The organism is Roseobacter sp. OBYS 0001, assembly GCF_019654895.1.
Taxonomy (GTDB): domain Bacteria; phylum Pseudomonadota; class Alphaproteobacteria; order Rhodobacterales; family Rhodobacteraceae; genus Roseobacter; species Roseobacter litoralis.
This window is the reverse complement of record NZ_BPES01000013.1, coordinates 63,918-85,481: the sequence shown is the minus strand read 5'-3', so window position 1 is coordinate 85,481 and position 21,564 is coordinate 63,918. Positions and strand designations below refer to the sequence as shown.

Here is a 21,564-nt window from a genome sequence, read left to right as displayed (position 1 = left end):
AAGTTCACGGCTCCGGGCTGCGATCGCAGAAATTGAGGATTCCGCTAAAAGGCAGCTTTGGATCGATCCGCACCAGTTTGACCTTCCCAAGGGTGAGATGCAGGGTGAAGCGTAGTTTAACGCTGCATTTTGGAGAGACCAAATGAACGTGGACGGAGGATGCCTTTGTGGGGCTATTACGTATCAGGCTGTTGTAGACCCCGAGCGCTGCGCGATCTGCCACTGCGAGAATTGCCAGATCAACTCGGGCACCGCGTTCGGATGGGTCGTGCATATCGATGATGGTCAATTCGAACTGACAAGTGGCAGGCTCAAGGTATTCGAAACAGTCGCTGACAGCGGTCGCCGCAGGTGTTTAAGCTTTTGCGGTGATTGCGGAACGCGCATACATACACAGACGCCGGACGAGCCCGGCACGTTCTTTGGCCTCAGGGTCGGAACTGCACGCCAACGCCATCTGCTCGCGCCGAAACAACAGGTTTGGTGCCGGTCTTCGCATACATGGGTGTTCGATCTCCCAATGATCACGCGAAATGAAATGCAAGGTCGTTAAGAACAGCAGTACAAAGAGGACATACCCGCCCGAACTTGCCAATATCAAATCACTCCGGCACAGCGAGCGGCAGCGATGCGGGCATCGAGCGCAGAATCGAGAACCAACGTCGAACAGCGGCTTTGGACCGATTTTATTAAGGAGGCTTTGTGTCGTAATTCCCCATTTTCAGAGGGGCGCGTCGGTAAAATACAAGCGGCATTCATTTTATGTATCAGGAGTATACCACCGATCCCCATGTTTGGATCTTCATTGCTGCATACCCCGGCGTTGCCTTTTGCGCGTGCCGCGATCAGAAATCCCAGACGGTTGCCCCTAAACGGACGGCCGCAGGGCCCAAAGATATGAACCCGCGGCCGCCCGGACGGCGACAAACCCACTATTCTGCAAGCGGCGCGCATGAGGTGCTGCTCCCAAAATTATATGCCCATGCGCAATAACCTTAAGCATGGGCAGTTGTTCGTCAGTGAAAGGTGAATTCAAGTTGATCCTGCCCCCGACGCGACGCTCATTTAAATGTAGAGTTCTCTCAATCCTGCTCAGCTGCCCTAAATGGAAAGCAAAACTGAGTAAGTCTTTTCGGGATGCTCCAACTCATGATTATTTATCCAAAGCCTCAGATGAAGGCCGTGACGGCAGATGTAATCGCGCCAAACAACAACTTCTACATCTTTACGGTTCGTTGCGACTCCCTCTTGGACTGCAATACATGGGCTAATCAAAACTTACCCCTTCAGCGATATTCTATCGTTTGAAAACACGTTATTGATAACTCCTTTACCTGTGAACGATGTAACCAAAATATGGACTAAAAATTTCTCAGTTTATGTGCGGAAGTATTATTCAGTTGATCTGTCCCGCTTTCGTGCCGCTCCTATTAACCATTTATGCAGCCTTTGCTTCGAAGGCCAAGGGGCTTTTCCAGCCGGCTTCTGAGCGGTGCCTACGCGGATTGTAGCAGCCGTTCGGGCGCAAGGTTTTCTGACAATCGTGAAAACAGTATTGGCCGCCGCAGTTGGAGTGGTGCCCTCTCGGCAGATTGCTGTGCAACCGACTGCCGGGTAACAAATGCGTCCCCTCGGCGGTGACCATAGCTCCCCAAAGACAGATCGAACCGATCACGCATGTGTGCAAGCACCACAATATCTTTCGTAGGCTTTGGCTGAGCGGACGTTTGCGGAAGGCTCGAAATGGCAGCGGACCGCTCAAAAGTTCGAGGAGGTGCCAAACCATTTGACCCGTCTGATGGAAGCTCCTATTCGAGATTTACCGGGGGCGCTTTGCAGCTGAGATGTACCCTTAGAACCTGAACCAGATAATGCTGGCGGAGGGAGGACACAGAGCATGAAATCGGCTTTCCTGTTCACCTTTTGTCGTCAAGAAAGACGCCCGAAAGTGCATGAATTGAGTACTGCTCGCAAGAATAGCTGGTTTACTGACCTGCACAACAAAGAGCTGCGACTGGCCTTTATATTCCACCAAAATCGACACGAATGTATCCCGGCACTCTATCACAGTCGCTTACGAGCCCTCTCCTTGGAGAGCTTCAAAAAGCATTTCTTGGTTCGGGTCGGAATAGACCATGAAGGTAACAAATCACACGTTTCCCGAGCGTCTCCAGTGATCTCTGCCACTTTTGAAGCGGGCGGCAAAACCAGACGCAGAATATGAATTATTCGGTCAATTTACAATGTGAATTCAAATAATTGAAGCCAAAGCGCATTTAAAATCACCGCACCAAACAGCACCGTTTCGCTTATCGGAATTGCGAGTTGGATAGCAGGAATCAACAATGATAAGAAACTGGGATACCAGTCTGTGGAGCAGGATCGTTGCAAACTAGGATATTCGAAATCTTGGAAACTGTGGCGAAACACGGCCCGATTACCTTGGATGAACTCGCTCAAAAGACGGACATCAGTCGATCCGCTACCTTTCGCGGATTAAAAAGGCTGGAAGACGGTGGGTGGATAAGGCTCAGGCTGAATGGGCGCCAATATGTGCTCACATCGAGAGTCGAGCAAAGGTTGAATTCGAAAGTTGAGCCAAAGAAAGAAATCGAGCAGCTCACACCGGTTATCTCCCAGAGCATCGATTTGAAGTCGATAAGAACACGTATTTTTCAACAAGAAACGACCGTGTCAGCTGAGTTGGTCGATGACAGCATTTTTAATTGCTCTGAACGATGTGATCAAATGATGGCCGCTGATTGTTGTCGCTTCCTTTTGAAGGTTCTTCAGTATGCAGGGTTAGCGGTGGGCAAACCGCAGCTGGATCAGACGCAACTTGTCAAAGCCAAAGATTTACTGGGGAAGCTTGAGCGATGTGATTTTGCAATCGTGTCTGATCATCGGTTCTTGTGGCTACCTGTTTTTTCCCGGTCCTCCGAAGTATTTCTGTTATGTCTGTCTTGTCGGAATTTTGGTCATATCGACAGTAAAGTCGGCCATAAACTTGTGAGAGATCTTAAGGAAAATGCATATGCTACAGGTCTGATAACATTTCAAAACCTGAAAACGCAGCGGCTCGGAACAAGCTCGGTTTATTGAAATGCTCTCAGCGCGATTGCCCCTGCTGCGACGAGGCAAGCAGCCCGGCATATGAACGAAAACACACCGCGCCGGATACTGTTCCGTTTTTCGGCAGGAGCGCTTAGAAACGGCACGTGCGCCTCGCCGCCTCGACCGCCCCTGATGTGAAAACAATGGTTTTTGTCACTTATGTCTTTTGGGCGTGTGCTAACATCTGCATCACCGGCTAGAAACTCATCGAAAACATGCTCACCGTTACGTCGGATATTCTCAACCATGATGATCGTTCCTTTCGCTATGGTTAAGACGACTGGACGCGACCTCTTGTGTGGCCTCTTTTGCTAATCTCAGGAAAGTCCTGTCTCCGTCGGGGGCAGCAGCAAACACAGCATCTAATTCATACCGTTTGTCCGAAGACATTGATGGACCGTTGGCAGCTTTATCACGTCAACTGCAAATGGCTGTATCCCTCCTCTAGGTGGAGCAGTGTCTGCGCTACAACACGCGGGGACCCGGCAAGCTCGCGGCCAGAAACCCTCTGTCGATGGACCTTCCAAGGTTTCCATCAGTGATTTCTCCAAAGGAATGAGAACACCAGCTGAAAGAACTTCACCCAAAGATAGATACCGGGTGGGATGGAGATTAACACCCAGACGATAAGGTTCATTTTCGGTTTCATCTTGGCATGTCCCTTAGATAGCTTTGCCCGAGTTCAACGGACCGGTCTGATCCGGGGAATTTCACGAATTGCGCCGATCGGGCAATTTTGGCATTTCGGATTTTGGGATTGCGGTTGCCACGGTTTCCGAAGCTCAGTTCCGCTTCGGAAACACAAGCACTCTGTGTTTTTGGCTGTCGGTGGTATTTTGCCAATTGCCGACACTACAGAGAAGTGTGACAGCGTTGCGTTATGCGTTCAGTCGCCCTGAGGTCGGAGCGTGCAGGTTGCCTGAACATCAACCTGTCGGCTATGATTTCGCCTAACGTACGATAGATAAGCCCCGTTTTCGTGGGCACCTTGCAGCGTTTCTAGCGCCGCTGACGTATAGGCGTAATTTTGCTGTCAGTTTCCCCAATTCGACAAACCACAATGGACGCTATTGCGTCCAATTAGCCAGTTGGCGGACGCTCCTTTGGAGGTCATTCCGCAAAGTGGGATGGTGGATTCGGGATACCGGCGATTCCCGCATACCGAGTGCACGGGTCATGTTTTGGATGCAGTCCGAAAGCCACATGATGCCAAAAACCACTCAAAGGAGAATGTCATGTCACAAGCCAACAAATACGAGCAGCAGATGCTGGATTTGATAAATGCAGACCGTGCAGAAGTCGGCCTCGATCCTTTAGTATTCAACGCAGACCTCAATGAAGCCAGTGAAGACCACAGCGTATGGATGCTCGACAATGATCGCTTTAGCCATACGGGTGCTGACGGATCCAATTGGCGTGAGCGCATCGAGGCTTCAGGCTATGAATTGGAAGGAAACTGGAAAACCGGCGAAAACATAGCATGGGTCAGCGAAGCCGGTGACAATGGCATGTCAGACGAAGTTGCCCAGCTGCACACCAACCTGATGAACAGCCCTGAACATCGCGCAAACCTCTTGAACCCGGACTTCAAGGAAATCGGGATTGGTATCGAGGCCGGTGATTTTGTTGACGACGGGCAGACGCTGGACGCGGTATTTGTCACCCAGAACTTTGGCACAACGAGCGCAAATACCGTCATACTCCCCGATGCAAGCGCGGACGCGTTGACCGTGGTTGAACCAACACCTGCCGTGGTTGAAGACACAGCACCTGCAGAACCGGAAGTGGCGGAACCGGAAATCACTGCCGGAACCGGCTTTGATATCAAACAGTTCATAGCTTCACGAGGTTTCAGCACAAATCAAGAGACAGACGAAGATGTCGAAGAAACGAGCACGAGCAGCTCAACCACTCAAACCACCAGAAGCAGCATCGAAACCACTGCGGTCGCCAGCCAAGCGGATGGTCCATCGGTCCAGCTTGAGACCGAAGGTAACGTCAGCGGCGGTAGCTCGGCCACAGTCGATGACATAACCGCAGAAGAATTCGTGTCAGAACAATCCACTGATCCGGTCATCGCATCCGCGCAAGACGCCCCGGTTGTGGAAGAAGTGCCTGCCACAGTCGAGCAAGCGCCCCCTGCGGAACCAGAAATCACTGCCGGAACCGGCTTTGATATCGAACAGTTCATGGCTTCACGAGGTTTCAGCACAAATCAAGAGACAGACGAAGACGTCGAAGAAACGAGCACGAGCAGCTCAACCACTCAAACCACCAGAAGCAGTGTCGAAGTCACGTCAGTTGCCAGCGACACGGATGGTCCATCGGTGGATGTGCAAGGCGAAGGGAATTTCAGTGCTGGAGGATCAGCAACAGTCGATGATGTAACTGCAGAAGATGCGGATTCAGGAACCATCGCCATCCCCGGTACAGAAGTGCCCATCGTTTCCAGAGTCCTCGATGAAGGCACGGTCGTGTGCGACGATGCGGGCGGTATGGAACTCAGCTCCGATAATTTCGTCTTTGACTTTGGCCCCAACGTGCGAACGGAATCCGGGTCAACGATCAGCAGCGCCAGTATCAGATCGGTCGCCAGTTCAGAGAGCGGCCTGACCGTCGAGGTCTTGGCCATGGAAGGTGACGTAGAGCTGTTCGGAACCGTCAGCATGAATGGCGAAACGCAAAGCATCGCCTTCAGCACGTCAGCGGCAGATTCTTCCGATGTGACATCGTTCTGTGGATCCGAATTCTTTGATGAGTTCATATTCTGAACGCGGTGAGAGGGGTCTCTATGACCCCTCTCACTGTAATTCCAAGTCAGACAACCCAACCAAGGATCTTCAGATAGGTGAAGTCAGTTTGCCCGCTGTCCGGTAATCGCCACTTGCGGCAATGAGAGGGGGAGCTCATTGCGCTGCGTGGTTTTGAACTCGACGCCTGCAGGACGATTTGTGCTTTTCAGGGATCAAATCATCAGCCTTCAGGATAAGCGGCACGACTGCCTCTGACACATGCACAAATCGGATCAAAAATATCCTGCCATGCAGGGAGCATCCACAAAGGATGTTCGCCGAACCTGCGACGTGGCCGTGTGGAGACCCGAAAACAGCGTTTTCTTTGTGCTGACGTCGAGCCCATCGCGACGACTTTCCGCAAGGCGGAGATGACCGATCAATCCAAAGCGGGCAACACAAGGCCGGTTGTCATTTTCGGACTGGGAAGTTATACGTATCAAACAAAAGTTTGTTGTATCTGCTGCTTAGGCATATTGCCTACCAAAGTAGACGACATTCCTGCATCAAGAAAATTTAACTGTCGCGCCCCTCGCTGAGGGTGGTGATTTTTGCGCAGATTGTCAGGGAAATCGTTCAAGGCCAGCGTATTGCGCCTCATGGTCACGATCAGGACGAGCGGCGATCATGATCGGCCAACGCAACTAAAAAACGGTGCGCGGGCAAAGCGGACCTGAGTAGATCAAATTGAAGTAGTGGGGCGGCGCTTTCTCCGTCAGAGGAACCAAAATGACTTTTCCAGAATGGACGAAACCCGGCATCTACGGTGCTGTAGGTGGTGCAATTGCGATCACGATCCTTGGATTCAGCTGGGGTGGTTGGACAACAGGCGCCACTGCTGAAGAAATGGCCCAGACCTTTGCCACTGAAGAAGTGACGAAGGCCATGGTGCCAGTCTGTCTTGACGCGTCCAAAGCTGACCCGGAGCGCGCGCCTAAACTGGCCGTCATTCAAGAAGCTTCTGCATTCAACCGCACCAAGGCCGTTATGGATGCAGGTTGGGCGACGCTACCCGGTACTGACATGCCAAACCGCGACCTCGCAAAGGCGTGCATCGCCGGGCTTGAGCTTGACGCTTGATAAACCAAAACTGGACCTGCAGTGAATTGCGTAGTGCAGGTCCAAACCACTTGAACATATCCGACAATGCCACGCTGGCGGCCGCACTTCGCATTGCTCTCTCAATCTGCGCATAGTCGTAGATCGCATCGCCCATTTTCGCAGAAACCGGATCACCGAGGTTGCCAGCGAACCAAGAGGAAACAATCAACGCCTCAATTATGGAGTGGAAACAGAATGAAGTATGAAATCAATCGCCCTCCAAAAGCTGTCATACTGGCAGCAAGCGTTGGATTAAGGCTAAACCCCCAGTTAGACGCTTGCGCAAAATGCATGTTATCTGTCGGCGGTTCCATTGTCCTAGAGCGGATGATCCGCAATTGCCTCAGCTGTGGTATATCCCAATTCGTGCTGGTTCTGGGGCACCGGTCTGACGAGATCAGGGAGTTCGTCAACAAGACATTTCGCGGCATCAGGGTCACTTACGTGCTCAATGACCGCTATCACGACAATAACGATTGCCATTCGCTCATGCTGGCGTCCGATGCCGTCGGGATCGCTGAATTTATCAAGTTTGATGCCAATATGGTGTTTGAGACCAGATTTTTGCGGACATTGCTCGACACGCAACTGCCCAATGTGCTGTGCGTTAATTACGGTGCTGCACTTACCAGGAGCGACAGAAAAGTCGTTGTCGACGAACAGATGCGCGTGGTCGAAATTGGCAAGTCCGTCACGTCCAAAACCGCGCGTGGTAAGCTGATCGGGATCGAGAAGATCAGCGCAGTCACCGGACCCCTGCTCTTTTCAGAACTGAAGCAGATGAAGAAAGGTACAGCGGGTGCAAATCTCCACTGCGGGGCCGCTTACGAGCAACTGATCAAGCAGGACATTCCTTTTCACACGTTAGACACAAAGGGATCGGACTGGACGCGAATTGATACCATCGAAGATTTTGAGGCTGCCAACGCAATGTTTGGATCACCAGTTTCAACAGTATCGCGTGACCAGCAACGAGCGTTTGATGAGGCCGCAGAGGAAACGTCGGACCCAACATGACCCTCCCGCACCAAATCACTGCGCGCCCCTTGGTGGTAAGCAGTGACGACCACAGCCACCCCTTGTCATTCCGGCATTGGATCGCTGCACTTTGAAAGGACAGACGATGGCCAAAGGTAATAAACGTGGAAATAAAGAAGCCAAGAAACCAAAACAAGAGAAAGCAAAAATCTCTGCTACAGCCAATTCACTCGCTGGCAAACCCGCGTTGGCGATTGGTGGCAAGAAGGCAAAATAACACGGGGGCGGCGTGGAACATCAACATACTCAGTTAGCCTGAAAAGTACCCATCATTGTTACGTTACATGCCCTTCAGTTCCGCGCCGCAGTTTCCCCAAAGAATACCCACGATCGAGCCAAACTGCTCTCAAGTATCATCAGCGCCACTGCTGTATTCAGGGACTTAACCATGACGAAACCAGACGAGAGCACAGCAAAAGTTCACTATATCTGCCAGACATATGTGGAAAAGAAAGTTGGGCGCGATGGGCAAGATAGCTTAAAAATCGACAAGCAATTCGAATATACGACAGCATCTGAGGCGCAAAACAGAGCCGAAAGGGAAGCCCAGTCCGAAGACTGCGCAGGCGCTGATGCCTATATCGTGAACGAGGATCCCAACACTGGAGAAGTTGAACCGCCCCGTTTTCTGATAAGGCTGGGCAAGGTTCCTGAATTTGATGAATTTTGACTGCTAAGAAACATAATCGGTAGCATCCCAGCCGGACGCATCACCGAAAGGCCGGGCCATGCGCCCAGACAGTCATTGAATGTCGTGTGCCACGTTTGACCGGTGTTACGTGATGCAGCGTGAAGCTGGGGAAAATGCTGACGCACCCCTGTGCGCGACTGGCGGCCAGCACCTGAGCGCCGGGCATGATCTCAAGATCACCACCGTCATAAGAACCAGGCTTGCTTAATTGCAAGACAAGAGTGAGCTTGCGTTTGCGCGCAACTGGCCCGTCTCCGATATCCGAATGCCACGCAAAATGGCCCCCATCTGTATCCTTGTAAATCGCCACCTGTGGGCTTTCTGCAAATTCCCGCAGATCAAAATCAAAGTGCTCAACATTGGATGCGCGCACAAGCGCGATCAACCGCTCCATCACCCAGCCCATGCCATCGACGTTGTCTATCCAAACCAATTCAGCGTTGCGCAAATTGTGATCCTGCCGCTGACCAACGAGGAGGGCTTCTTTAGTCGGGGTCTGGGCTATCGCCGCGATAATGCGTTCACATTCTCCCGCACTAAACGCACTGGGCATGGAATGGACTGCAATCATTGGTTAGCCCTTTCCAAGCAGAAGCCGCATGCACGGCTTTGAGTGAGGAATGGCGATTAAGACACCATCAGTTCTGGTTTTCTGTGCGCCTGCGATTGCGCCAAAACCATTTGCTTTATTCTTGTAGAAGACGTGCGTGGATTATACCGAACCTGAGCAATTTCTTTGCCCATCTCCCTCAAATAAGCATCCACATCCAGATTGTGTGCCTGGGTGCCCCAATCTTCGCCAATGACAAAGATATCCACGTCCACCGCTATGCAGCCTGACACATATTCCAATTCATGGTAGGGTCGAACGATGTCGACACAGCTAAGCGCTTGCAACATCTCAACGCGCTGCTCCAACGGAACGACAGGAACGTTTGGTTTGTAAAGGTTCACGACCTCATCCGACGCGACGCCGACCGCGAGAACATCACCAAGTGACTTGCAATGGTTCAGCAGAGCAAGATGGCCAACATGGAGTAAATCGAAAGTGCCGACTGTATAGACGATCATTCTACGTATTCTCCTTTTACCTGCCCACAAACAGTGCTAGCTAACGGCATCGAAATGCACGCTAACGTGAATTTTGTCGTTTAGTTTCAAACAATTAAACTGACTTAACCCCAGATTTTCTAAAATCTGGAGTTGTTTGGTGTTTTGAAGACTACGCGTTTCAAATGCACACAGAATGGGAAGCAGAGATTGCCTGTCAAAGATTGAACAGGGGCCTCATCCTCTAACTCAAAGGACCTGCCATGACAACTGAAAACGCCATTTCTCCTCAACGCCCTATTCTGTCTTACATTAAGGATCTGCCCAATATCTGTTCTCTCGCAGGATTGGGCTGCACGCTCTTGGCGATCTATTTTCTGATAACGGGTCTGTATGCCGCTGCCATGATTGGCATGATCTGGGCAGTCGCATTTGATTGGGCCGATGGGCTTATTGCCCGCAAGATGACCGGTCGCACTGGCGATGATCGCAAGTTTGGCGGCCAGCTGGACCTCTTGATTGATATCGTAAGCTATGGCGTCACACCTGCAGTTTTAGTCCTGAGCTATGCCAATTTCAGCCCGGCCTTTTTGCCGGTTGCCTTCATAATGCTCGTCTTCGGTGTGACCCGGCTAAGTTACTTCAGCACTTTTGGCCTGTCGGATGATGCAAAATACACCGGATTGGCTATTGATAACAACAGCATCCTTCTCGTCTTCATCTTTATGTTTGCAGGTTTGTTTGATCAGATGGTGTTCTCGATCATCCTCGCAGCCGCCGGCCTGTGCCTCGCAGGCTTGAATGTCTCCCAGATAAAAACGCCGAAGCTCTCCGGCAATCCCATCAACGTTGCTCTTCTTGCCGCCTATACCCTGGCAGTTTCCATTTTCTACGGATCGACGCTGTTTTAGCCCTGTCATCAATAAAAGTCGCCGTTATTTCGCCACTTAGGCGGCGCAGCATAGTTGAGTTGGAAATGCGCGACGACGACCTTGGCATCCCCGATAACGAACGCACCCATCTGATGGCACGCGGTGCCCTCCCGAAAATGAAATCGCGGCGGACAGCTGTCATTCGCTCTTGACCGCTTGCGGCAACGCAGCGGCTGCGAGTGGCTCACAGGGTGAGGTAAAGCAGGCTGGGTTTTCCGCGTACTGGCTCTACGGGTAGCGCTGCCGCTATTGGCAACAACGCTGCCGACAATCCGCTTGGGGTTGAACGGGGGGGCCGATGATAACCTTGTCAAACCTATGGAGGTATCAGAGTTGATTGCGCCGTACCGTGCCGTTTTGCGCAGACCCGGCAGCTGTTTGAGCGTGGTTCTTGAGGCCGGGTCACAGCGCCTTGATACCGCCCATCGCAAAGCACGTATGAACAGCACTCTGCTCGGCGTCGGTCGCCGAGAAGTTGACGTGCTGGAAATCCTGATGTGGCGCAAAAATAAGGTTGCGTCGCGTCGCGCCTTCGCGGAAAGCCGCTATGATCAGGACGCAGACATCACGACAAATGCGGTTGATGCGACCGTATCGCGTTTGCGGCGCAGGCTGGAAGCTTCCAAGGCAGACATCAGCATGCGGACAGTACGCGGCATTGGCTGGATGTTGCTGGATGGGAGCCACTTGCGAAGATGACGCAAAAACGCGAGCGAGGGTCCACACGCTTAAAGCGGCGACTGATATGGATTTCCGCTGCCGTGCTGGTTGCGAACATTGCTTTTGTCGCCATGTACGATGTTGCCCTCGACAGTGCGCTTTTGGGAGATGCCGTCAGTCGCGAGATCGGTTACCTTGATCAGGCCCTGCTGGCAGCGTCTGCAAACGCTGTGCGTATTCAGGATGCGGCTCCGCCTCATTTCGCAAATTATCCCAATGCCTATGGATATGTGCTGGTGGATTCACAGAACCGTCTCATCGACAGCATGAACCAAGAATTGCTCCCCACCAATCTGCTGGGAAGTCCGATTGAACTGGATGACTGGATTGCACGCGAGGCGGCTCTTGGCGAGATGGAAACCTACGCATCGCACGTCATCTTTGGGCCGGAAGGACGTTATCGCGTCTACTTTGCAATGATCGGCGATCCGGCTAACTTGATCAGAGCAGAGATTTTGGGCAAATTTTTTGACCATGTCCTGCGTCCCGTGCTTCCGACTTTGGATATCTTGATTGGTGGTGTGCTTTTGAGAATTCGCCGCGACTTGAGGCCGGTCGCGGAGGCCGCGGGCTGGGCAAGGGAAATTTCGCCCGACAAGCCATCAGGTTTATTCCAACACGATAATCCACCCGCTGAAATCAAGTATCTGACAGATGCAGTCAGCCGTGCGGTTGACAGGCTTAACAGTGAACTGGAGAGCGAAAAGCGACGTCCCGCAGAAGCCGCACACGCCTTGCGAACGCCCGTGGCAGTTCTGGTTGCGCGGTTAAGTAACCTGTCGGATGACCCAACGCTCGACCCCATGCGTGATGACGTCAAGGCACTGTCGCGAGCGGTCACTCAATACCTTTTGTCCTCGGGCGCGGATCGAATGGAGGTTGGCTAAGATGATCATGTTGACCTGAATGAGGTAGCGGAAGAAGCGGTCAAGGCGCTCACGCCGTTGGCTCTCATGAGCGGGTCGTCGGCGGCGTTCCACGCTGCACACGCGGCACTACCTCGGTGCTGACATCTGCTTTGTCGAAGTGAACCTGAAGTCGCTTCGGAAAGTCACGGTCAAGAAACGCCTGCCGCATGACCCTTCGGCACTGGACCAGTTGACCGCCCCGGCCATGCAGTTCGCCGAACAATCCCACCTCGGTCACTACGGTCGAGGGCTGAACGCGCCCTATCTGCCGGTCATACAAGTGCAACACGAAAGGATGACACTTGTTGCCCGTGCGGGCGGCGAGCGCATGACCATTGATCGTAACTTGCAGTTCTGGAACGCTAGGAATGAGGCCGCAACTTCACCCAAAATGGTTGTCGTTGAGACGAAATCAGCCTTTGGTCGGGGGATTGCCGACACGGTCCTGCGCAGCAATGGCTACCACCGCGTCGGCTCGTGCTCCAAATAACGCATCGGTCTTGCCGCACTTGGGATTGTGCCACGATTTAACAAGTTCTTGCCCGCTTTCCGGCGCCTGTTGCCACATATAACCTCCACCCAATCGGCAGAGAATCCGGCTTTTCTGGCCGCATGAGGGTTCGGCTTTTGTTACATGCCCTGCCCCACTCGGGCTACATCATCCAACGTGTTTTCTGCCGGTTATGTCTCACACCTGAGGCAAAAGAGAACACGGTGATGGCCGCGCAGGTATCGGGGCATCTCCCGCCCACTCTTTTCGGAAACGGGGTGTCAGAAGCACCCCTCCCCCAGTTCGCGCAGCGCGGCAATCCGGCAACGTTTCTCTCAGTAATGGTGACCTGTGGACCCGCCAAGCGAGGATCGCAATCACAGATGATCTGCGCGCACCGGAAGCACAACCTGCCACGCTTCACTGAATGAAATTCGGCATCAGCCAGCGTGGCAGCGCGAGAATGAGATCAGGCACAAGAATAATGATCAACAACACAAAGATCATTGGCAGCAAGATGACGACCACGTCTTTCAGCGCTTCGATCAGTCTTATTTTGCCAATCGCGGCACTGATCAACAGACAGAGCCCATAGGGCGGTGTGACCAGCCCAAACGCAAGGCTCATGATACCTATGATACCGAAATGGATCGGGTGCATCCCCACATGCTGCGTCACCGGGAATAACACCGTGCCCAGAATAATGATCGCGGGAATCGCGTCGATGAACATGCCAATCAGAAGGAACGCAAGGGCACACATGATCCCAATGCCGATGACGCCCAGACCGAGCTGGTCAATATAGGCCACCAATGTGGCAGGGATTTTGAAATAAGCCAGACACCATCCAAAGGCAGATGCGGTGCCGATGCAGAACAGCGTAATCGCGGCGAAACGCGCGCTGTCGTAAAGGATATGCGGCAGTTGGCGCGGCGTGATCGTACGATAGATAAACATGCCCAGAAACAGCGAATAAAGGACGGCGACCACCGAGGCTTCGGTCGGTGTGAAAAACCCACCAACAATCCCGCCCACGATGATCAGCGGCGTCATGAGCGCCAAGGACGCGCCAGCCGCCGCGCGGAAGAGTTCGACGAGTGTGGAGCGTGTGTGCACCGGATAGCCCCGCCGCTTGGCGTAGATATAGACCGTTACCATCTGCGAGCCCGCGATGAGAATGCCGGGGATCACACCAGCCAGAAACAGCCCCCCGATCGAAACCGACATCAGCCCACCCCAGACGATCATCAGGATCGAGGGCGGAATAATAACCCCCATGACGCTGGAACAGGCCGTGATGGCCACCGCGAAAGATGAATCGTACCCCTCTTTCTTCATCTGCGGGATCAAAAGCGATCCGATGCCCGCCGCATCGGCGGTCGATGACCCGGAGGTGCCGGCAAACAGCATGGAGACGACCACATTCACATGCCCTACCCCACCCGGCAGATGCCCAACCATCGCGCGCGCAAGGCGGATCAGCCGATCCGTTATACCAGCCGCATTCATCAGATTGGCCGCCAGCAGAAAAAACGGGACCGCCAGAAGGATGAAAGCGTTATAGCTCTTGAACATCTCGCGCATGAGCAGAACGGGCGTCAGGCGGTCCTCGATGAAAAAGACCGGCACCACGGCCAGCCCCAGCGCAAAGGCAACTGGCACGCGCAGCGCAACAAGAATGCCAAAAGTGCCAAACAGAATGGCAGCGACTTCACCCGGCCCCATCGACCATTCCCTTTTTGAACACTTGAAAATCATCGAATATGCGCTCAACGGTAAATATCGTCCACGTGCCCCCCGCGATGGGCCAGGCGACATAGATCATCCACATGGGCAGTCCGGATATTTCGGACTGTTGTCGTGCGCCGAGCACAAAGAAATCGCGCCCCCACCACAGAAACGACAGCGCCATCACAAGGATGGACAAGTGCACAAACAATTTGGAGGCGAACTCGATATGCCGGTTCTGGGTATGGGGCAACACATCAACGTCGAAATGGGTGCCGTCCCGAACGGCGATCATCGCACCGATCAGGATGATCCAGACAAAGCAGAAACGCGCGATCTCTTCCGTCCAGATGTAACGCGGTACCATTCCGGTGTACCGGCTCAGGATCTGCATCGTCACCGGAACGATCAGCGCGGCCATCAACAGAGTGATAAGGAACTTCAGAAGGCGATAATAGCCTTCGAGAAACATACGCATGGCGCGTCTCGTTTTGTCTGAGTGGTGGGCGGGTTCCGCGTCACGAGGACACGGAACCCGGATATAGATCAGTTTACAGCTTCAATCGCTTCTAGGACGTCAGTCGCGCCCAGTTCTTCGGCATATGACCGCTTCACAGGACCGGCGAGTTCCAAAAGCTTGTCGCGCTCCGTAAACTCATGGGTTTTGAGCAAGCCTGCAGATTCCATCGCCGACAGTTTTTCGCTGTCCTGACCGCTTTCAAGATCGCGGCCCAGCTTGCCACCAGCCTTGCCCGCTTCCATCACGCAGGCCTGTTCTTCTGGCGTCAGCCGCTCAAACGTCGCGTTTGAGAATGCAATTGGCCTGACGGTGATGGCATGCCGTGTCAGCGAAATCTCTGGACCAACCTCGTAGAACTTCATCTGTTCGATGCCTGCCGCCTCGTTCTCGGCCGCGTCGATTACGCCGGTCTGGATGGCGTTATAGACTTCGCTATAGGCGATGACCGAGGGGGCCGCCTTGATGGCTTCGAAGATACGGGTCTGGATCGGTGCTCCCATGACGCGCATTGGCAGCCCTTGGAGTTCTTCCATCGTGGTCACGGGCTTGTTCACGATCAGGTTGCGCGTGCCACCGCCCGCGTAGCCGATCAGCCGCACATCCGCCTGCTGCAGAACGTCCGCGGCGAGCGGAGCAAGAGCATCCTGTTCCATTACGGCATTCCAGTGATCCAGATCACGAAACAGGAACGGCATGTCCATCAAGGGCGCTTTCTGCGAGAAAGTCGACATATGCGATGGGCTGACAATGGCGTAATCCACCGCGATGCCCTGGCTCATGTTTTCAAAATAATCCTTCTCCAGCCCAAGCTCTGAATTCAGGTGCAGATCAAAGGTGAGCGAGCCACCGGAACATTCGCCCGCGACGCGCTCGAACTCCCGCAATGCTTTGGTAAAGGCGTGAGATTCGTCGAACTGCACAGCGCCCACAAGTTCGGTCGCCGACGTCGTCGTGGCCCCCGATGCCAATGCAATGCATGTTGCTACAGCCAAGTATTTCATACAATCCTCCCAGTTTTCTGGCGGCTACTAGACGGCCGCCCGGAGACTACAGTATGGTTTGAGTCTGACCGTATACGCAACAACTGTTTATTTACCAAAGTCCTTTGCAGCCGAAAGTAATCTGGACCTGCGAGGGTCTGTCAGGAGTCCCTTCATGTCGGAACATGCTTTGAGAATACCCGAGTTCAAAGGCAAACGCATTCTGATTACTGGCGCATCAACCGGCATCGGAGCGGCGCTGGCAGGGGCATTTGCATCACAAGGGGCACATGTCGGTGTGCATTACAATTCAAGCAGTGAAGCTGCGGAAACCGTGGCGCGCAACATAGAGGCTAAAGGCGGCACAGCGCATCTGATCCGAGCGGATGCGTCAGACAGTGCGGCGATGGGCGCTGCGGTTGAAGCCGCCTCAGCGGCGCTCGGCGGCCTTGACGGGCTCATCAACAATGCCGGTGGCATGGTCAGGCGGGTTGCCTACACCGATGTGACCGACACAGATTACGACGACATCATGGATTTAAACGCCCGTTCAATCCTTGTGGCCTCCAAGGCTGCCTTCCCCCATCTAAAGGTGAACGGCGGTTTCGTCATACATACATCCTCGATTGCAGCCAGAAACGGCGCGAGCAACGGTGCCGGGCTTTATGGCTCGTCAAAGGCATTCGTTTCAAACGTCACCCGGGGTATGGCCAAAGAATGGATCGCCCATGGTATCCGGGTGAACGCGGTCGCGCCCGGTGTGATTGATACGCCATTTCATGAACGCTACTCGACCGCAGCGCAGATGGACGCGATGCTGGCAACCATTCCGCAAGGGCGTTTGGGAAGCGCTAAGGACTGCGTAGGCGCATACCTCTTTCTGGCGTCAAATCGTCTGGCGGGATATATCATTGGCCAGACGATCGAAGTGAACGGCGGACAGCTTATGCCTTAACCGGCAGCGCAAAACCGCATGGGTGATGGATGCCGCTGCGTATGACGCGTTGAATCAGTTTGACGACCCGACCGAAAAAAATTAGCCGTTTATGCACCAGGGGCGCTGAAAAGCTGAGACGTACCCTTCGAACCTGAACCAGATAGTGCTGGCGGAGGGAGGTTGTATGTCTACTTGTGCTGCATACATCGCACCTCTTTTTGCTTGCAAAAAGAGGAAACACAATGGCCCCACATGACCTGCTGACTGCGCTGCGCAACCAGAATCCTTTGGTGCACTGCATAACGAACTACGTGGCGATGAATGTCGCGGCAAACGTCGTTTTGGCAGCGGGTGCATCACCCGCCATGGTCCATGCGCCCGAGGAAATCGCCGAATTTACACCTGTTTGCGGCGCGTTGACGATCAATATCGGAACACTGTCAGCGCCTTGGCAGGCCAGTATGGTGGCGGCGGCAACGGCGGCCAATGCGCAGAATATCCCGTGGGTTCTGGATCCTGTTGCGCACTTCATCTCCGATTATCGCAAACGTGCAGCGCAGCTTCTGGTCGCACAACGCCCTACGATCCTGCGCGGCAACGCATCTGAAATTCTGGCACTGGCCGGGGAAGCAGGGGCTGGGAAAGGGGCCGACAGCGGGGACAGCGTAGAGGCCGCTCAGGGGGCTGCCAAATCGCTTGCGACCCAGTTTGGGTCGGTCGTCGCGATCACCGGCCCCGTTGATTATCTGACCGATGGCACCCGCGAGGCGCAGGTTTCGGGCGGCTCGCCCCTGATGCCGCAGATTACCGCTCTGGGCTGCTCTCAGACCGCATTGATGGGCGCATATGCAGCCACAGGTCCGGCTTTCGACGCGGCGCTCGCCGCCCTTGCGCATTTCAAAGTCGCAGGCAGTGCCGCTGCAAAGCGCGCCGAGGGGCCGGGCAGCTTTCAGGTCCATTTCCTTGATGCACTTGCCAACACACAGCCCGCTGATTTGGCACAGGTCATCGGATGACGGGCCAGTTGAAAGATCACTTGCGGCTCTATCTGGTGACCGACCCGCAGCTTTGTGCGCAAACAGGCATCGTGGAGACCGTGCGCCGTGCGGTGGCGGGTGGGGTGACGATGGTGCAACTGCGCGCCAAACACGCCACCACCGCGCAGCGCATTGACCTCGCGATGGCGCTCAAGGCCGCCTTGCAGGGCCCCGGCGTTCCGCTCGTCATCAATGATGATGTTACTGCCGCAGTCGCCGCGGATGCAGATGGCGCGCATATCGGTCAGGGCGATATTGCGCCGGACAAAGCCCGCGCGATGCTCGGCCCCGACAGAATTCTGGGTCTGTCGTGCGAAACGCCGCAGACCGTGCGCGACGCGGACCCGGCCTATGTGGATTACCTTGGGCTGGGCCCTGTTTTTGGCACGGATACGAAAACCGACCACGCGCAGCCCACGGGTTTTGACGGACTGGCCGATCTGATCGCGCTGTCGTCTTTGCCGAATGTCGCGATTGGCGGCCTCAAGCCCGACCATATAGATGGTGTGCTTGCCAGCGGAGCGGATGGCATGGCCGTCGTTTCAGCCATCTGCGGTCAGGCCGACCCAAAGGCGGCGGCGCGCGCATTTCACTCCTTCAAACCGGAGCACAAAACATGATCCCAAACTTCCTGAGTATCGCAGGTTCTGACCCCTCCGGAGGCGCGGGGGTTCAGGCCGACATCAAGGCAATTTCAGCCAATGGTGCCTTTGCCATGGCGGCCATCACGGCGTTGACTGCACAGAATACGCAGGGCGTGACTGGTATTCATCCGGTTCCGCCCGCGTTCGTCCAAGCGCAGATCACAGCCATCTTTGCCGACATCCGCGTCGATGCGATCAAGGTCGGTATGATTGCCAATGCTGAGATCGCAGCCGCTGTGGCAGATGCGTTGCAGGGGCACAGCGACATCCCCATCGTGCTTGATCCGGTGATGATTGCCAAAGGGGGTGCCGCGCTGCTGGAGCCGGAGGCGGTGGATACCCTGCGCGCGTCCTTGTTGCCGATGGCAACCGTCCTGACGCCAAACCTGCCCGAAGCCGCTCATCTGCTTGGTATGGCCATCGCCACAACACGCGACGAGATGGCCGCGCAAGGCGCTGCACTTTGCGCCCTTGGTGCCAAGGCGGCACTGATCAAAGGCGGGCACCTTGACGAGCCTCACAGCCCTGATTGCCTTGTCACCGCAGAGGCCGTGACATGGTTTGACGCAAAGCGGGCCGACACATCAAACACCCATGGCACCGGCTGCACGCTGTCATCGGCCCTGGCCGCGCAATTGGCCAAAGGACTGCCCCCCGCCGCTGCCACAGCTGCCGCCAAATCCTATGTCGCACAGGTCATTGCGCATGCAGACGCCTTGTCCGTGGGTACCGGCCACGGGCCGACGCACCATTTCGCATCCCTTTACGCGCAATGAAAGTGAATGACCTATAAAGTCTTTACACTGTGACACCATCCTGCACTTCGTTGTTACCAGACAAAACGCGGGCCACCTTGCACAGATCAGCAACACCGCAAGAGATGGGGCCGCACTATGACCGGTTCTGTGTATGGGGAGACCTTTTCGCTCTGGCGTGCAGGATGCCCTGAACCCTGTCAGGCATATACCCACAATGATTTCGTGGAAGGGCTGCGAGATGGATCGCTGCCGCGCGCCGCGTTTCTGCATTACCTTGTTCAGGACTACGTGTTCCTCGTTCATTTCGCGCGGGCGTGGTCAAGTCTGAGACGCTGGATGAGATGAAGTATGGTGCCAGAACCGTTGTTGCCTTGGTCAATCACGAGATGGCCCTTCATGTGCAAACCTGCGCAGCCGAAGGCATTGATGAAGCAACGCTATATGCCGCCCGTGAAGAATTCGAGAACCTTGCCTATACCCGCTACGTCATGGACACGGGGCTGCAGGGGGATTTGCTTGATCTGTTGGCTGCACTCGCACCCTGTTTTTTCGGCTATGGCGAAATCGGAACACGACTGGCCGCAACAGCCGCCCCCGACACGCCCTATGGCGACTGGATCGGCACCTAAAGCGTCATGCGAAAAACCTGAATCACGTAACGCTGCCTGAAATCAAAGATTTCAACGCGTTACGTGATACTTGATGTTTCAGGCATTTCGTCAGACGCTCTATGCCGATGCTGGTTATCAGAAGGCTATGACTTCGGTGGGCGTCTTGATCGATGCGGCGGTGACACGCCGTTTGGGGCCTCATCCGAGTGCTTCGCCACGATGGCCACAGTTACAAGCCCGCTTTGCCACCGCCACCCGGCTGGAAATCGGTTTTTGGGATATGGGATTGCGCGGCGCATGAACAACGCACGCGCCCTTTGCCGAGCCATGCCGCCTGCCCTCGCGGGGCAGCTGGCAGTTGCGCAGATCGCCGGGTCCTGCGGGATCAGTCAGGCTGATCCGTCAAATCGGAGTCCAGCACGCTTTGCGCGGTGGCCTCGTCTATCACCAGATGGGTCGCGAGCTTCCCAAGCAAGGCAGCCCGGATGGCGGCTGTTTTATGCAGACCTCCGGCCACACAAATGCGACGCGGGATCGCGTGTAAATTCTCCAGCGTCGCGCCAATCAGCTGGTCATGCACCGGCGAGCGCACTTCATTGCCGTCGGCATCTATGAAAAGCCCCATGATGACGGCCAAAGCGCCGTCTGCCTCTACAGCGCTCAGCGTCTCAGCTTTATGCACATTATGGGTGGAAATTGTCGAACCCGCGCCCAATTCGCCGACACCGAACAAAGCGGTGGAGGCGTTGCGGATCACCTCGAATTGGGCCGCAATCGAGGGTTCCGCCATCAGGCTGGCTTTGACTTCGGCGTTGGAAACGACTGCAGGGGCAAGGATGTTGACGCATTTGGCGCGCAAGCGATTGGCCAACAGAGACGAGCACAGTTCGGGTGAAAAATCACTGGCCATACCGTCCGGGCTGGCCACCAGTTGGCATACCGTGATGTCATCCAACCGCGTATGCCCGGGCACGGATTGCGCAACGGCAGCGACGGTGCGCCCCCAGGCCACGGCAAGCGTTTCCCCGTCCTTCAGATTGCCAACCAGCATGATAGAGGCGGCACGGCCCAGCCTTTTCAAATCATCGGCGCCTTCCAGCGAGGGAATGATAAGGGCCTCTTGCAGACCAAAATGATCTGCCATCTGACGGGACAAGGCCACATGTGAGGCGACGGTCGTGTCAATTTCGATCTTAACGAGGCCGCGTTCTTTCGCCTCGGCCAACAGTTTGATGACAGTCACACGCGACGTGCCCAACCGGTCGGCGATTTCTTTCTGTGTCAGTTCATCAACATAATAGAGCCATGCCGCCCAAACAGCCGCATCGGAAAACTCAACTGGTTTTTTCAAACGTTTCATATGCGCAGTCAATTCTAGTAGCGACGAGGAACACTCTTGACCCACCCCAGCTATTAGCACAACTCAGATACACATGTATATTTGTAATTTACATTTGTAAATTTGCTGCTACTTTATGCCGACTTTCGGACACCGATCCAGCAATGGGAGCAG

20 protein-coding genes, 2 pseudogenes and 2 riboswitches are annotated in these 21,564 nt (G+C 54.5%); of the genes and pseudogenes, 16 read left to right on the top strand and 6 right to left on the bottom strand.

The genetic code is table 11. The features are described from left to right. Nucleotides 1-142: 142 nt before the first annotated feature. The 7 genes from K5Q35_RS19000 to K5Q35_RS18975 all read left to right on the top strand — a co-directional run bounded on the left by K5Q35_RS19000 (nucleotide 143) and on the right by K5Q35_RS18975 (nucleotide 8,715). Nucleotides 143-553 carry a GFA family protein gene (locus K5Q35_RS19000; protein WP_220800974.1) on the top strand — a complete coding sequence of 137 codons (411 nt, stop codon included), beginning with the start codon at nucleotides 143-145 and terminating at the stop codon, nucleotides 551-553. A gap of 1,261 nt (nucleotides 554-1,814) precedes the next feature. Continuing rightward, a riboswitch (TPP riboswitch) is annotated at nucleotides 1,815-1,903 on the top strand. A 482-nt stretch (nucleotides 1,904-2,385) separates the two neighbouring features. Then, nucleotides 2,386-3,102 carry a MarR family transcriptional regulator gene (locus tag K5Q35_RS18995; RefSeq protein ID WP_259650598.1) on the top strand — a complete coding sequence of 239 codons (717 nt, stop codon included), beginning with the start codon at nucleotides 2,386-2,388 and terminating at the stop codon, nucleotides 3,100-3,102. Nucleotides 3,103-4,349: 1,247 nt separating this feature from the next. Then, nucleotides 4,350-5,885 (top strand): CAP domain-containing protein, encoded by a 1,536-nt coding sequence (locus K5Q35_RS18990; RefSeq protein WP_220800972.1) that lies wholly within the window; start codon nucleotides 4,350-4,352, stop codon nucleotides 5,883-5,885. Between the two features lie 750 nt (nucleotides 5,886-6,635). After that, nucleotides 6,636-6,986 carry a hypothetical protein gene (locus tag K5Q35_RS18985; RefSeq protein ID WP_220800971.1) on the top strand — a complete coding sequence of 117 codons (351 nt, stop codon included), beginning with the start codon at nucleotides 6,636-6,638 and terminating at the stop codon, nucleotides 6,984-6,986. Nucleotides 6,987-7,451: 465 nt separating this feature from the next. Beyond that, nucleotides 7,452-8,024, top strand: coding sequence for a hypothetical protein (locus K5Q35_RS22955; protein WP_345742288.1), 573 nt, complete (start codon nucleotides 7,452-7,454; stop codon nucleotides 8,022-8,024). Nucleotides 8,025-8,130: 106 nt separating this feature from the next. Continuing rightward, the gene (locus K5Q35_RS22735; RefSeq protein WP_259650597.1) at nucleotides 8,131-8,262 is read left to right on the top strand and encodes a hypothetical protein; all 132 of its coding nucleotides are present in this window, start codon (nucleotides 8,131-8,133) and stop codon (nucleotides 8,260-8,262) included. A 171-nt stretch (nucleotides 8,263-8,433) separates the two neighbouring features. Continuing rightward, nucleotides 8,434-8,715: a hypothetical protein gene (locus K5Q35_RS18975; RefSeq protein ID WP_220800970.1), complete on the top strand. Its 282-nt coding sequence runs from the start codon at nucleotides 8,434-8,436 to the stop codon at nucleotides 8,713-8,715. 40 nt (nucleotides 8,716-8,755) lie between these two features. On the opposite strand, the gene K5Q35_RS18970 is transcribed toward K5Q35_RS18975, so the two are convergent. Then, entirely contained in the window at nucleotides 8,756-9,307 is a 552-nt protein-coding gene (locus tag K5Q35_RS18970; RefSeq protein WP_013960832.1) for a 2OG-Fe(II) oxygenase, read from the bottom strand. Between the two features lie 56 nt (nucleotides 9,308-9,363). Next, nucleotides 9,364-9,807, bottom strand: coding sequence for an adenylyltransferase/cytidyltransferase family protein (locus K5Q35_RS18965; RefSeq protein WP_013960831.1), 444 nt, complete (start codon nucleotides 9,805-9,807; stop codon nucleotides 9,364-9,366). Nucleotides 9,808-10,049: 242 nt separating this feature from the next. On the opposite strand from K5Q35_RS18965, the gene K5Q35_RS18960 reads away from it, so the two are divergent. The 4 genes and pseudogenes from K5Q35_RS18960 to K5Q35_RS18945 all read left to right on the top strand — a co-directional run. Then, entirely contained in the window at nucleotides 10,050-10,697 is a 648-nt protein-coding gene (locus K5Q35_RS18960) for a phosphatidylcholine/phosphatidylserine synthase (protein WP_013960830.1), read from the top strand. A 270-nt stretch (nucleotides 10,698-10,967) separates the two neighbouring features. Beyond that, entirely contained in the window at nucleotides 10,968-11,417 is a 450-nt protein-coding gene (locus K5Q35_RS18955) for a response regulator transcription factor (RefSeq protein ID WP_220800969.1), read from the top strand. Continuing rightward, complete coding sequence (locus K5Q35_RS18950) at nucleotides 11,414-12,325, top strand: hypothetical protein (protein WP_220800968.1); 912 nt, start codon at nucleotides 11,414-11,416, stop codon at nucleotides 12,323-12,325. Before K5Q35_RS18955 ends, K5Q35_RS18950 begins: the two co-directional genes overlap by 4 nt. A gap of 85 nt (nucleotides 12,326-12,410) precedes the next feature. Then, nucleotides 12,411-12,836, top strand: a pseudogene (locus tag K5Q35_RS18945) (VTC domain-containing protein); the annotation flags it as partial. A 420-nt stretch (nucleotides 12,837-13,256) separates the two neighbouring features. Here the strand turns inward: K5Q35_RS18945 and K5Q35_RS18940 are convergent. The 3 genes from K5Q35_RS18940 to K5Q35_RS18930 form a co-directional block, all read right to left on the bottom strand. Beyond that, the gene (locus K5Q35_RS18940) at nucleotides 13,257-14,561 is read right to left on the bottom strand and encodes a TRAP transporter large permease (protein ID WP_013960825.1); all 1,305 of its coding nucleotides are present in this window, start codon (nucleotides 14,559-14,561) and stop codon (nucleotides 13,257-13,259) included. Then, a complete protein-coding gene (locus K5Q35_RS18935; protein ID WP_220800966.1) occupies nucleotides 14,548-15,042 on the bottom strand; it encodes a TRAP transporter small permease in 495 nt (164 codons plus the stop codon). Before K5Q35_RS18935 ends, K5Q35_RS18940 begins: the two co-directional genes overlap by 14 nt. A 68-nt stretch (nucleotides 15,043-15,110) precedes the next feature. Continuing rightward, nucleotides 15,111-16,085 (bottom strand): TRAP transporter substrate-binding protein, encoded by a 975-nt coding sequence (locus K5Q35_RS18930; protein WP_220800965.1) that lies wholly within the window; start codon nucleotides 16,083-16,085, stop codon nucleotides 15,111-15,113. A 154-nt stretch (nucleotides 16,086-16,239) separates the two neighbouring features. Here K5Q35_RS18930 and K5Q35_RS18925 point away from each other — a divergent pair, with 154 nt between their 5' ends. The 5 genes and pseudogenes from K5Q35_RS18925 (at nucleotide 16,240) to K5Q35_RS22950 (ending at nucleotide 20,352) form a co-directional block, all read left to right on the top strand. Continuing rightward, on the top strand, nucleotides 16,240-17,019 hold the full coding sequence (locus K5Q35_RS18925) for an SDR family NAD(P)-dependent oxidoreductase (protein ID WP_220800964.1): 780 nt from the start codon (nucleotides 16,240-16,242) through the stop codon (nucleotides 17,017-17,019). 88 nt (nucleotides 17,020-17,107) lie between these two features. After that, a riboswitch (TPP riboswitch) is annotated at nucleotides 17,108-17,197 on the top strand. 46 nt (nucleotides 17,198-17,243) lie between these two features. Next, the gene (gene thiM / locus K5Q35_RS18920) at nucleotides 17,244-18,017 is read left to right on the top strand and encodes a hydroxyethylthiazole kinase (protein WP_220800963.1); all 774 of its coding nucleotides are present in this window, start codon (nucleotides 17,244-17,246) and stop codon (nucleotides 18,015-18,017) included. After that, nucleotides 18,014-18,658 carry a thiamine phosphate synthase gene (gene thiE, locus K5Q35_RS18915; protein WP_220800962.1) on the top strand — a complete coding sequence of 215 codons (645 nt, stop codon included), beginning with the start codon at nucleotides 18,014-18,016 and terminating at the stop codon, nucleotides 18,656-18,658. Before thiM ends, thiE begins: the two co-directional genes overlap by 4 nt. After that, a complete protein-coding gene (gene thiD / locus K5Q35_RS18910; RefSeq protein ID WP_220800961.1) occupies nucleotides 18,655-19,458 on the top strand; it encodes a bifunctional hydroxymethylpyrimidine kinase/phosphomethylpyrimidine kinase in 804 nt (267 codons plus the stop codon). Before thiE ends, thiD begins: the two co-directional genes overlap by 4 nt. Before the next feature lie 117 nt (nucleotides 19,459-19,575). Then, nucleotides 19,576-20,352: pseudogene (locus K5Q35_RS22950) on the top strand (TenA family protein). A gap of 84 nt (nucleotides 20,353-20,436) precedes the next feature. Here K5Q35_RS22950 and K5Q35_RS18895 read toward each other — a convergent pair. Then, complete coding sequence (locus K5Q35_RS18895) at nucleotides 20,437-21,411, bottom strand: sugar-binding transcriptional regulator (protein WP_220800960.1); 975 nt, start codon at nucleotides 21,409-21,411, stop codon at nucleotides 20,437-20,439. Nucleotides 21,412-21,564 lie beyond the last annotated feature (153 nt).

Bases quoted from the DNA above. Each gene is read 5' to 3' on its own strand.
- K5Q35_RS18975 (WP_220800970.1), top strand. From the start codon at position 8,434: ATGACGAAACCAGACGAGAGCACAGCAAAAGTTCACTATATCTGCCAG.
- K5Q35_RS18935 (WP_220800966.1), bottom strand. From the start codon at position 15,042: ATGCGTATGTTTCTCGAAGGCTATTATCGCCTTCTGAAGTTCCTTATC.
- K5Q35_RS18990 (WP_220800972.1), top strand. From the start codon at position 4,350: ATGTCACAAGCCAACAAATACGAGCAGCAGATGCTGGATTTGATAAAT.
- K5Q35_RS22735 (WP_259650597.1), top strand. From the start codon at position 8,131: ATGGCCAAAGGTAATAAACGTGGAAATAAAGAAGCCAAGAAACCAAAA.
- thiM (WP_220800963.1), top strand. From the start codon at position 17,244: ATGGCCCCACATGACCTGCTGACTGCGCTGCGCAACCAGAATCCTTTG.
- thiD (WP_220800961.1), top strand. From the start codon at position 18,655: ATGATCCCAAACTTCCTGAGTATCGCAGGTTCTGACCCCTCCGGAGGC.
- K5Q35_RS19000 (WP_220800974.1), top strand. From the start codon at position 143: ATGAACGTGGACGGAGGATGCCTTTGTGGGGCTATTACGTATCAGGCT.
- K5Q35_RS18930 (WP_220800965.1), bottom strand. From the start codon at position 16,085: ATGAAATACTTGGCTGTAGCAACATGCATTGCATTGGCATCGGGGGCC.
- K5Q35_RS18960 (WP_013960830.1), top strand. From the start codon at position 10,050: ATGACAACTGAAAACGCCATTTCTCCTCAACGCCCTATTCTGTCTTAC.
- K5Q35_RS18940 (WP_013960825.1), bottom strand. From the start codon at position 14,561: ATGGGGCCGGGTGAAGTCGCTGCCATTCTGTTTGGCACTTTTGGCATT.
- K5Q35_RS18895 (WP_220800960.1), bottom strand. From the start codon at position 21,411: ATGAAACGTTTGAAAAAACCAGTTGAGTTTTCCGATGCGGCTGTTTGG.
- K5Q35_RS18985 (WP_220800971.1), top strand. From the start codon at position 6,636: ATGACTTTTCCAGAATGGACGAAACCCGGCATCTACGGTGCTGTAGGT.
- K5Q35_RS18965 (WP_013960831.1), bottom strand. From the start codon at position 9,807: ATGATCGTCTATACAGTCGGCACTTTCGATTTACTCCATGTTGGCCAT.
- K5Q35_RS18925 (WP_220800964.1), top strand. From the start codon at position 16,240: ATGTCGGAACATGCTTTGAGAATACCCGAGTTCAAAGGCAAACGCATT.
- thiE (WP_220800962.1), top strand. From the start codon at position 18,014: ATGACGGGCCAGTTGAAAGATCACTTGCGGCTCTATCTGGTGACCGAC.
- K5Q35_RS18950 (WP_220800968.1), top strand. From the start codon at position 11,414: ATGACGCAAAAACGCGAGCGAGGGTCCACACGCTTAAAGCGGCGACTG.
- K5Q35_RS18970 (WP_013960832.1), bottom strand. From the start codon at position 9,307: ATGATTGCAGTCCATTCCATGCCCAGTGCGTTTAGTGCGGGAGAATGT.